8 protein-coding genes and 1 tRNA gene are annotated in these 11,342 nt (G+C 49.9%); 3 read left to right on the top strand and 6 right to left on the bottom strand.

Annotated features, from left to right (window positions below):
- Positions 1–15: 15 nt before the first annotated feature.
- Positions 16–1,011: a branched-chain amino acid aminotransferase gene (locus tag Q8O77_RS18200; RefSeq protein WP_305556641.1), complete on the top strand. Its 996-nt coding sequence runs from the start codon at positions 16–18 to the stop codon at positions 1,009–1,011.
- Between the two features lie 179 nt (positions 1,012–1,190).
- On the opposite strand, the gene yjgA is transcribed toward Q8O77_RS18200, so the two are convergent.
- Complete coding sequence (gene yjgA / locus Q8O77_RS18195) at positions 1,191–1,709, bottom strand: ribosome biogenesis factor YjgA (RefSeq protein WP_305556639.1); 519 nt, start codon at positions 1,707–1,709, stop codon at positions 1,191–1,193.
- Positions 1,710–1,825: 116 nt separating this feature from the next.
- On the opposite strand from yjgA, the gene pmbA reads away from it, so the two are divergent.
- Positions 1,826–3,172 (top strand): metalloprotease PmbA, encoded by a 1,347-nt coding sequence (pmbA, locus tag Q8O77_RS18190; protein WP_305556637.1) that lies wholly within the window; start codon positions 1,826–1,828, stop codon positions 3,170–3,172.
- A gap of 78 nt (positions 3,173–3,250) precedes the next feature.
- Here pmbA and Q8O77_RS18185 read toward each other — a convergent pair whose 3' ends face one another.
- On the bottom strand, positions 3,251–5,419 hold the full coding sequence (locus tag Q8O77_RS18185) for a M3 family metallopeptidase (protein WP_305556635.1): 2,169 nt from the start codon (positions 5,417–5,419) through the stop codon (positions 3,251–3,253).
- Positions 5,420–5,554: 135 nt separating this feature from the next.
- Positions 5,555–7,486, bottom strand: a complete 1,932-nt coding sequence (locus tag Q8O77_RS18180) for an ATP-binding protein (protein WP_305556633.1) — start codon at positions 7,484–7,486, stop codon at positions 5,555–5,557.
- A gap of 168 nt (positions 7,487–7,654) precedes the next feature.
- Between Q8O77_RS18180 and Q8O77_RS18175 the strand changes: the two genes are divergently transcribed.
- Positions 7,655–7,731: transfer RNA gene (locus Q8O77_RS18175), tRNA-Arg, on the top strand.
- A gap of 411 nt (positions 7,732–8,142) precedes the next feature.
- Here Q8O77_RS18175 and Q8O77_RS18170 read toward each other — a convergent pair.
- From Q8O77_RS18170 to Q8O77_RS18160, 3 genes are read right to left on the bottom strand one after another with little or no spacing between them, the layout of a single operon-like run.
- The gene (locus Q8O77_RS18170; RefSeq protein WP_305556718.1) at positions 8,143–8,349 is read right to left on the bottom strand and encodes a KTSC domain-containing protein; all 207 of its coding nucleotides are present in this window, start codon (positions 8,347–8,349) and stop codon (positions 8,143–8,145) included.
- Positions 8,342–10,126, bottom strand: a complete 1,785-nt coding sequence (locus Q8O77_RS18165; protein ID WP_305556631.1) for an ATP-binding protein — start codon at positions 10,124–10,126, stop codon at positions 8,342–8,344. The genes Q8O77_RS18170 and Q8O77_RS18165 overlap by 8 nt, the downstream gene beginning before the upstream one ends.
- Positions 10,116–11,330, bottom strand: a complete 1,215-nt coding sequence (locus Q8O77_RS18160) for an SIR2 family protein (RefSeq protein WP_305556629.1) — start codon at positions 11,328–11,330, stop codon at positions 10,116–10,118. The genes Q8O77_RS18165 and Q8O77_RS18160 overlap by 11 nt, the downstream gene beginning before the upstream one ends.
- Positions 11,331–11,342 lie beyond the last annotated feature (12 nt).

Raw genomic sequence — 11,342 nt, 5'->3', positions numbered from 1 at the left:
GATTAAAAGTAAAAAATGGCAGCATTTGGCACCGTATTTACTCCGGAGATGATCATCTCCCGTTTTAACAACAACAGCTGGAGCACGCCGGAAATTGTCGCCACCGACAGCATCAGCCTGCATCCGGGCGCGCATGTGCTGCATTACTCCAGCACCTGTTTTGAAGGCTTAAAGGCGTTTCGCCATGCCGATGGTGGTATTTATACCTTCCGCATGGAGAAAAACGTTGCCCGCTTAGCGCAAAGCAGCCAATTGCTGGCGCTGCCGGGCTTTGATAAAGCCATGTTAAGCAAGATGATTCTGGATATTGTCGGCCGCTATGCGGCAGACGTACCGGTGCCACCGGGCTCTATGTATATCCGGCCAACCCATATCGGCACTGAAGCCTCAATCGGCAAAGCTGCCGCGCCAAGCCTGGAGTCTATGCTGTATGTGTTACTGTCGCCGGTAGGCGACTATTTTGCCGGTGGTGCCAAACCACTGCGCTTACTGCTGGAAGACAACGCCCGCTGTGCGCCGCATATGGGCATGGTAAAAAGCGGCGGTAACTACGCCAGTGCGCTGCAGCCGATCATGAAAGCCCGCGCCAGCGTGCAGGCCGACCAGGTACTGTTTTGCCCCAATGGCGATGTGCAGGAAACCGGTGCAGCCAACTTTTTGCTGATCGACGGCAATGAAATTATCACCAAGGCGCTGGACAGCTCGTTCCTGCATGGCATTACGCGGGATTCTATTTTAACCCTGGCCCGCGATCGCGGTATGACCGTATCTGAGCGCGAGCTTACAGTAGACGAACTGCTGGAGCGCGCCGCTAAGCCGGGTACAGAAGCGGCATTGTCCGGCACTGCTGCTGTATTAACCCCGGTGGGTACCTTAATTCATGGCGGTAAGGAATATCAGGTAGGTTCCGGTGTTGCCGGCGCCACTACTAATGCCCTGCGCCAGGCACTGAATGATATTCAGTGGGGCAAGGCCGAAGATAAACACGGCTGGCTAACTAAGGTCTGCTAAGGCAGGCTACAACTCCGTTAGCGCAGCCACAGACATTTTCGCGTATAGCGAAGGCGGGTAAGAAATTCGTCGGGAACGAATTTCGTCAGCGTAGCTGGCCCGCCGGATGAGGGGCAGGATTGCCCCCGAATTTCGCTGTGGCGAGCACAACGGAGTTTGTAGCTGGCATCTGCGATAAACTATTCTTCAATAATCAAAGGTTTAATTAGCTGAAATAGCTCGCGGTAGGCTTTGGGCGGCTGTTGTTTTTCCTGCTCTTTCTTGGCATTGCGGATCAGCTGGCGCAGTTGCTGCACATCGGCCTCCGGGTAGGCGGCAATAAAGTCGGTCAGGCTGTCGTCTTTCGCCAACAGTTTATCGCGCCATTGTTCTACCTTATGAAACTGCCGTGTCGCCGCCTGGTTGGTATTACGCAGTACCGCTAAAGCTTGCTCAATCGGCTCTAAATCACGGGTGCGCATTAAGCGGCCGATAAACTGAATATGCCGGCGCAGCGCTTCGCGCTTATTGCTCAGCTTGTCGGCCAATTGCAGCGCGTCTTTTAATTCGTCATCCAGCGGCACCCGGGCGCGTGATGCGGCGCTTAACTCTACCAGCTCTTCGCCCAGTTTTTGCAGCTCGTGCATTTCACGCTTAACCTGAGACTTACTCTTACCTTCTTCTTCGTCCCAGGTATCGCCGTTAATAAAATCTGTCATGCTTGCTTCACTCTTAACAATAATGCGCTAAGTATACATGATAGTGATGCACAGCAGCAGCCAGCATAAGCAGACTATGATAAGCTTGTGGCAAATAATTTAGCTGAACAGACATTATGCAAGTAACCCAAAGCACTATTTGGCAGGAAATTGACGAAGTAAAACAAGCCGTAGCTGAAGTGCTGGCCCATGCAAAGCAATTGGGTGCCAGCAGCGCTGAAGCGTCGATGAGCCGCACCAAAGGCTTAAGCGTGGAAACCCGCCACGGCGAGGTGGAAACGGTAGAGTTTAATCAGGATGGTGGCCTGGGCATCAGTTTGTACTTTGGCCAGCGCAAAGGCTCGGCCTCTACTGCCGATTTAAGCCACGATGCGCTGCGCCGCACGGTAGAAGCGGCGGCCGATATTGCCCGCTATACCTCGGAAGACCCGCATACCGGTTTGGCCGAAGCGGCCTGGCTGGAAATGTCGCCACCGGATCTGGACTTGTTTTACCCCGACAGCATCGGCACCGACGAAGCCATCCGCTTATGTGCCGGCGCCGAAGAAGCCGCCTTTGCCACCGACAAACGTATTACCAATTCGGAAGGCGCGTCGTTCTCGTCGCATCAGGGCTTAAAGGTGTACGGCAACAGCCATGGCCAGTTAGTCGGCTACCCCAGCTCACGCCACAGCTTCAGTTGTGTGGTGATAGGCGAAGATGGCGATGATATGCAGCGCGACTACAGCTTTACCGTGGCACGGCGCTACAACCAGCTGCTGGACCCGAAACAAATTGGCCGCGAAGCCGCACTGGAAACCGTAGCCAGGCTTAATGCGCGTAAAATTGCCACGCAAAAAGTGCCGGTATTGTTTCGTGCCGACATCGCCAGCAGCCTGTTTGGCCATTTAGTCTCGGCTATAAGTGGCGGCAGTATTTACCGTAAATCCAGCTTTTTAATGGACAAGGTTGGCCAACAAATTATGGCGCCCGGCGTCAGCATTGTTGAGCAGCCGCATTTAAAGCAGGCGCTGGCCTCCAGCCCGTTTGACGGCGAAGGCGTAAAAACCCGTGATTTAGCCGTAATAGAGCAGGGCGTACTGACAACATACCTAACCACCAGTTACTCGGCGCGTAAGCTGGGTATGGCCAGTACCGGCCATGCCGGCGGCATTCATAACTGGCTGGTACAGCACGGCGATGAAGACTTACTGCAACTGTGCCGCAGCATGGGCAAAGGCCTGCTGGTCACCGAACTGATGGGCCAGGGCGTTAACACCGTAACCGGTGATTACTCGCGTGGCGCCGCCGGTTTTTGGGTAGAGCACGGCGAAATTCAGTTTCCGGTGTCTGAAGTGACCATTGCCGGTAATTTAAAAGATATGTTTATGAACATAGTGGCGGTAGGTAACGACGTTGATCGCCGTGGCGGCGTATTAACCGGCTCGATCTTGATAAACCAGATGCAGGTAGCCGGCAGTTAATTAAGCGGCAACCAAGAAAAAGCCCCGCTAAGTTAGCGGGGCTTTTTTATGCATAACCGGCAGGCGGCTAAGTGGTTATTAATCTACTTTGGTTTTCAGGCCGCGGCGGATTAACAGCGCATCTGTAGTAGGCTCCTGGCCACGGAAGGCTTTGTAAGACTCCATTGGCGGGCGTGAGTTACCTACAGACAAAATGTTTTTGCGGTAGTTCTGGCCGTTTTCCAGCTTCAACCCACCTTGCTGCTGTACAAAGGCAAAAGCATCGGCCGCCAGAATTTCACTCCACATATAGGCGTAGTAACCGGCAGAATAGCCGCCACCCATAGAGTGAGAGAAAAAGGTCGACTTATAACGCGGTGGTACCGCCGCTAAATCTACACCGTGCTTTTTCAGCGCTGCGGCTTCAAAGGCGTTAACATCCTGCAACGGCTCGTCGGCAGACAGTGAATGCCATTCCATATCCAGCAAGGCGGCAGACAAATACTCCAGCGTATCAAAGCCCTGGTTAAAGCTGCGTGAATTCATTACTTTTTGCAGCAGCTCAGAGGGAATGGCTTCGCCGGTTTTGTAGTGCTTGGCGTAGTTAGCGATCACTTCCGGGTGGGCGGCCCAGTCTTCCTCGAACGTAGACGGAAACTCAACAAAGTCGCGCGATACTGAGGTACCGGCCAATGTTGGATATTTTACGTCAGAGAACATGCCGTGTAAGCCATGGCCCAGTTCGTGGAACATAGTGGTTACGTGGTCATAGCTTACCAGCGTCGGCTCGCCTTCCGGGGCTTTAGGAATGTTCATTACGTTAACCACTACCGGTTTTTGTCCGGTTAAGTGCGATTGGCCAACAAAAGAGCTCATCCAGGCGCCGCCGCGCTTACCTTCACGGGCGAAGTAATCGGCGTAGAAAATGGCCAGGCTGGTGCCGTCGGCATCAAACAGCTCATAGGCATCTACATCCGGGTGGTAAGTGGGTAAATCCGGCCGTGGCTTAAAGGTAATGCCGTACAAGCGCTCAAAGGTAAAGAACACGCCGTCTTTTAATACGCGGTTAAACTCAAAGTATTGTTTAACTTCGTTTTCGTCCAGGTCAAACTTCGCCTGGCGCACAAACTCGGCATAGTATTCCCAGTCCCACGGTTGCAGCTCAAAATCACCGCCTTTCTCTTTAATCATCTGCTGAATGGCCGCGGCTTCCTGGTTAGTGTTAGCCACTACTGCCGGCACCATGCTGCCTAACATATCAAACACGGCTTGTGGAGTTTTCGCCATTTGCGCTTCCAGGCCATAGCTGGCCCAGTTGTCGTAGCCTAACAGTTTGGCGCGTTCAGCACGCAGCTGGGCCAAACGGGCTACCAGTGGGCGGTTGTCGGTTTCACCGCTTTGCGCGCGGTTGGCAGACACTTCCCATACACGCTTACGCAGCTCGCGGTTGCTCAGCTGAGCCAGCACCGGTTGGCGCGTGGTGTTGGTAATGCTTAACAGGTATTTGCCTTCATGGCCGGCTTCTTTAGCGGCATTGGCAGCGGCAGTAATTTGCGAGTCAGATAAACCGTCCAGTTCTTCTTTGGTCTCAACCACTACGGCGATGTTTTTCGTTTCGGCCAGCAGGTTCTGCGAGAACTGGTTGGTCAGTTTAGAGTGTTCTTCGTTCAGCGCCCGAATCGCGGTTTTTTGCTCTTCAGTCAGCTCGGCCCCGGCCCGCACAAAGCGCTCGTAATACACTTCTGCTAAGCGTACCGACTCGCTGTCCAGTTGCAGCTCGTTGCGCTGGTTGTACAGGCTTTTAATCCGCGCGAATAACTGCGGGTTTAAGTTAATGTTGTCTGAGTGTGCGGCCATTTTCGGTGCCAGTTCAGACTGAATTTTACGCCGCTCCGGGTTAGAGTTAGAGCCCGCCAGGTTATAGAAAATACGCGACGCACGGGTAAGCAGCTCGCCGCTTTTTTCCAGTGCGACTAAGGTGTTGTCGAAGCTGGCCGGCTCCGGGTTATTGGCAATGGCCAGTACTTCAACCATATGCTGCTTCATGCCTTCTTCAAAGGCCGGCAGGAAATGCTCGTCTTTTATTTCAGTGAAATTGGGCGCTTCGTATTGCAGCATGCTTTTAACGAATAACGGGTTAGTAGAAGTCACTTCGGTTACCGCGGCAGAGCCTGGTTGAGTATTAGTTTGAGCCGGAGCCGTATTATCAGAACAGGCGCTAAGCGCCAGTACGGCACCAACGGTGGTGGCAATCAGTGTTTTACGCATGGATATCTCCCTGGAAGATGTTAAAGCTTATTGTAATAGTTACGCTTGGGCGCATGGCCACCCGAGTATGCCAAAAAAATCTGACAAAGCCCCGCGTTTGCAGCCAGATGCCAACAAATTAAGATAAAAACCGGCTTAGGGCAACGTTTGTGGTTGCAGGGTGGCGATAAACGGCAGTTCAAAGTAAAAGCAGCTGCCTTGCTGCGGTGCCGGTTTATAGCCCATGCTGCCGTTCATCAGTGTGATCAGGCTGCGGCTGATGGCTAACCCCAGCCCGGTACCGCCATGTTCGCGGTTGTCGCTGTTGTCGGCGCGGCTAAAGCGACTGAATAAACCCGGCACAAACTGTGCAGCCACACCCTGGCCGCTATCCTGCACCGTTACCCGTACCCGGTTACCTGCCATGCTGATACTAACTTGTACCGGCTGGTCGGTCGGTGAAAACTTTACCGCGTTAGACAGCAAATGCATTAACACCTGGCTAAGCCGGTTTGGTTCGGCCTCAACGTTCACCTTAGCCAGATTGGTATCGCAGTGCAGGGTGATCACACGGTTGTTATTAAACAGCAGCATTTCGTCAATACATTGCTGCACCAGCGGCCGCAGGGCCACCAGGCTTAGCTCCAGCGTCATAGTGCCGCTGGTAATTTTTTCAATATCCAGTAAGTCACTCACCAACGCATTCAAGCGCTGACAATTGGTATGCGCCAGCTGCAGCATACGCTGTTGCGACGCCGTCAACTCACCTAAAGCGCCGGCCACCGCCAGGCCCAACGCCGCTGAAACTGAGGTAAGCGGCGTGCGCAGTTCATGGCTTACGGTAGAAATAAACTGCTGCTTTAACTGCTCGGTTTGCCGCCGCTCAGATAAATCGCTTAATACCAGTAGCTGGCGCGATTGCTGCAGCATCCGGATATGGCTGCGGTGCACTGCCATCGGAAAGGTACTGTTGTCACGCCGCCGGCCGGCGGTTTCGTATTCGGCGTTGCCGTTGGAGGTAGCGCTGTATACCTCGTCCAGCCGCTGCGGGTCGGCCAGCAATACCGACCAATGCAGCCCCGGCAGGGTGGAGGTGGCATAGCCAAACATCGGGTAGCACGACAGGTTTACCTGCTCAATAATGCCGTCCGGGTCGGTGGTAATAATGGCATCGGCCACGTTATCCATCATGCTGCGTAAATAGAGTTTGCTGCGCTGTTGCTCTGTTACGCTGTCGCGCAAATGCTGACGTGAAATTAACAGCCAGCCCAGCAAACACAGCAGCAATGCTGTTATGCCATAGGCGGCGATGCGTATTTGCTGCGCGCGATCCGGCAGTGGCGCCAAAGAGCGCACGGCCATTTGCCACAGCGCACCGCGCAAACTGATGCCCAACAACAGGCTGTCATCATAAAACAGCCGGTCGTCACCATAAAACGCTGTGCTGGCCCGGCCCTGTGCCGACAAGCTGCGAATAGCTACCTGCACTTCCTGCTCGGTGGTTTGCTTTTCCAGCAGGCGCCAAACCGAGTCGATATTAACTACGGTACTGATAATGCCCCAGTAACTGTCGGCATTCAGGTACACCGGCAGGCGGTAAATAAAGGCGGTGCCGCCCTGCACCAGTTCAATAGGGCCCACCAGCCGTGCTTCGCGCTGGGCAATAATGGCGGCAATGTCGGGCCATTGTTCTTGCAGGTCGGGGTAATACAGGCCAATGGCTTGCTCATTGCCGCTTAGCGGGTAGACATAGCGTAAGGTATTGCCGGGCGCGACACCGATATTGCGGATATGCCGCGCCTGATGCACCAGCTCCGGCAACAGCAAATGGATTTCAGCCGGCGAAATTTCGCCATTGTTGGCCTGCACGTAAGCGGTAAGGCCAATGGTAAGGTACAGCGGAATATTCAGCTCTGACTCTAACAAAGCCCGCAACTGGCCGGCGCTGGCTATTTCATGGCGTAACTGCTGGCTGCGTGCATGTTGCTGCTCGTGCTGCACTATGGTTTCAGTGGCGTACATCGCCAATAGCAGCAAGGTTAGCAGCAGTAGCCAGTGGCCAAAAGACAGCAAAAATTTTGTATTCATCGTAGCGGGGGAATGCCGGAAAGTTAGCCAGCCCTCACTCTAGCGCTAACGCTGCAACAATGTAAATACGGGCAGTGAAACTGAGTGCTGAAAAATCAGGCAGTAAGGCGATAGACACACAGAGCAAGGCTGTCTATAATGCGCAGCTTCTGCAGTATTGCAGATTGTGCACCCGTAGCTCAGCTGGATAGAGCGCTGCCCTCCGGAGGCAGAGGTCCCGCGTTCGAATCGCGGCGGGTGCACCATAAACGTCAAAACCGCCAATTCGGCGGTTTTTGCGTTTATAGCCCCCGTAGGAGGCGAACCGTTAGGTTCGACCAAATCGTCGGGAACGATTTGGAACAGCTCCGCTGGCCCGAAGGGCGAGGGCAGGATAGCCCGAGTAATCCTGGCGGGTGCACCACAAAACATCAAAACCACCTTTAGGGTGGTTTTTGTGTTTTTGGCACTCTGCCCGATGAGAACGGGCGTTCGACCAAATCGTCGGGAACGATTTGGAACAGCTCCGCTGGCCCGCAGGGCGAGGGCAGGATAGCCCGAGTAATCCTATCGGTTTCGCTATATAAATTAATCTCTTAGCTGAAAAGTGAGGCCTTTTTTATGCCTAAATTTTTTTGTGTAGCGCCTGTGTAGCAGTTCAGAATGCAATTTTTGATTTACCGCGAATAGCTGTATACACCTTTAATGTTTTGAGCAAGAAAAGAGCCATGTGATGTGGCGTCCATAAGCTCCCTCCAAACGTACTCTGGGACATCAAAGTATTGGTATACTGCTCCGGAATTAAACTCAACTTCTAAAATATTCGCATCTTGGTCATATCCTATTGAGCTAATATTTGTTGATGTTACTGGTTCCCTATTCATCATCTCTCTCCTTTTTTTTAGTTTTGGCGTCTTGTTGTCGCCAACAATTTATAAAATCTTTGAAATCGGATTCTTCATATTTGCGGGCCCAATTTTGGCTCACCTGAGGGTCTTGACTGTCAGGGAACTGCCCATCTTTAGGAAGGCGAAACTTAAATCTCATCGGAAGTTTTGCTGCCTCTCCGGTTACGATAGCTTCGCCTGTTCGAAGAACAGGCAAAGAATCTACAATACCGGCTAAGCCATCAGACATTGCTGCTTTAACTCGATTTCTGTCTGTTGTATTTGTAATTCGGAGGGAAAATATAGTGCCGCATTGAGAGAGTATTGTTTCATCTATTTCAGATGGTCTTTGACTTATTAGCATTGAACCTACACCAAATTTGCGACCTTCTTTGGCAATACGCCTGACCATTTTTTTAGCTAAACCAGAGTTTTCTGAAGACAAGTAGCGATGTGCCTCTTCCAAAACTAGTAAGACGGGAGTGCTTTTGAAGCCCTTTTCGAGACCTCTGCTCCAAATAGCCGCTTCGAACAGAATATCTAGTACTGAGCCAAGAAGCAGTTCTAAGCGAGCTGTTGGCATTCCCGACAAATCAAAAATCGTTATCGGCTTATTACTTCCTATCCACTCTGAAATTAGGTGATCAATATCTTTCTCAATAGAGTTTTTAAGGTCTGGACTCCAACCTCCGGGTTCTAAGAGAAATGAGTATTGATTGTCTAATAGCCTAGACTTCATTAAATCGAGGGGTTTGCTCCATGCTTTTGGGCCTCCTTTGTGGGGCGGGTTTGAAGCTGCACCAGGAGGTATAAATTTGGGTGCAATAAGTTTATCTGGGTCGCCTTTTTCGTTATCTTTATACGCGGGGTCTGCAGTTTTTTCTTTATCGTTCCAATTTACATTGTCTTCAAAAACCAAATCATACCAAATTTTCTTTAAGCGAAATGGAAGTGGAGTATTGGACGTGATTTTGTGCTCATCAAGTTGTAAATCTTGATTGTCTCTAGCATATATCCGCTTATCTTCAAGGATAAGCTCATTGAATTTATTTCGCAGCGGTTCATTCGAGCCGCATAAAAACTCTATTAAGCTGTCAGGAGAAACACACCAAAAAGGGATATGGAAGTTTTTTTCGTCAGCTGTTGGAGTGATAGAAAAGACTTCAGAAATATCTTTGAGAGCTGCTGCATATTCGCCATGTATGTCAAATAAAACTATTCTGGCTGAGGGCATTAATACATTGTCTTGGTGATTTGTTACGATGGAACGAAGTAAGCTAGCGACACTTGTCGACTTACCGGCACCAGTTGAACCAAGTATTGCAGAGTGTTTATTAACTAAGTCGTCTAAATCAATACTTACTTTTATACTGTCAGAGCTTGAAAGTCTTCCTACGGTAATCTGTCCGTGCGTGTCGTTACCGTATATTTTTTTTAAATCATTTTCAGTCACTAAATGAACTTCATCTGAGATGCTCGGGTATTGCCCTATACCTCGCTCGAAGTCTGAACCTATAACTTCGCCAACTAATTCAGCTTTTAGAATTCTTGTATCTAAATCCCCGTTTGATTGAGATTCAGATGTTTCTGATATAACACCATATAGATCATTATAGCCCTGAGGTATTCTTATGAAGCTTCCTACTTGTCCAACTCTATGAGTCCTGCCTTCGATTATAAGTAGCCCTGATTTTAGTTGTGGAGTTACTTCAATACTTACTGAAGCACCTGAAACTGAAGTCACTTTTCCTAAATATGTTGGTTCAAGCGTCATCTTTATTCCCTTCGTGCTCTTTTTCCGCAAGAGCCTCGGCTACAGCATTTACCAACTCAACAATTGCAACTGATTTTCCCCCTCTTGACCCCGCAAGGAATTTAGTGAATTTTAGAAAGTCACCGAGTAAAAAGCTTTCATTGTGCCAGTACTCGCCGCGAATGGCATGCCAGTTTTTACTTGGAGGTTCACCAAGCTTCCATGGTGCAGATACGCCATTAATAGTTGCTCCATTTTTACAGTAAACACTCATATTCGGCCTTCTTGACGCAATTTTAAGCGCTGGCGTTTCTTCGTCTAGATTTTTATATTGGAAAGCAATTAAAGCGGACGAGCCATTAGCCGCAAGGCATTCGTCCAATTTGTTTGTTATATGAGCATCTGCAAAAGAAAAGCCTGCAGTTAGCAATAAACTGTCAGGTTCTAACAAGAAATTCTTCAAACGTTCAAAAAGTGCTGAAAAAGGGGCGGCCTGAGTCTGATCATATTTAATATGTGAAGGGTAAACCATAGTTCCATCATCGCTGCCAGCCGAGCGAGTAATCTCGCCATTGCTATTCTTTGACCAATTTATAGAACCATGTAGTTTCCAAAGCCTAACCCATCTAGCAGGTAAGTTGTTTGTAGAAATGGTAGATGGGTCGAAAAACGCTATTCTTGAACCTGAAAAGCCATCAAAATAAGGAGTTCTTGTTCTCTCTAGCGCCTCTTCAAGCAGTAAGTCGTAATTGGTTGTGAAAACCTCGACCGCGTGTTCCCTGTTAATGCCATTTATCCATGAAATAAGATTTGAAAAGGGGTTCTCTCCATCAGGCAATTGCTTGCTTACGACATTTTTTATTTCGCTACATATTTTTTTTGATAAACCTTCAAATCCAGTGGCATCAAAACCATGAATTTTTGTGTTACCTATGACTTCGGAAAGAGATCTGATCCGACTTAAAATCAACTCGATATTATTGCTGCCGACATCGTTCTTAATGTTTGCGTAAACTGACTGCTCTGTCTTGTTAAGATTGGCTACAACAATTTCTGTTAGTCCTGCGATGTCTGGAATTAATGATTTCCAAGTACCATCAGTAGCAACATTGATGCTAACAGGAGCGCCTGCTCCGATTAGAATACCAATCTTCTTTTTACCACTAGTTAATATATGCTTTAAATCGTACATATATTGGTCTGGATTGTGGACAGTATCGACCATTGTTAATTCCCA

The sequence above is a fragment of the Rheinheimera sp. genome (genome assembly GCF_030690345.1).
GTDB lineage: Bacteria > Pseudomonadota > Gammaproteobacteria > Enterobacterales > Alteromonadaceae > Alishewanella.
Note: the sequence above shows the minus strand (reverse complement) of the source record. Positions and strands in the feature narration are given on the sequence as shown.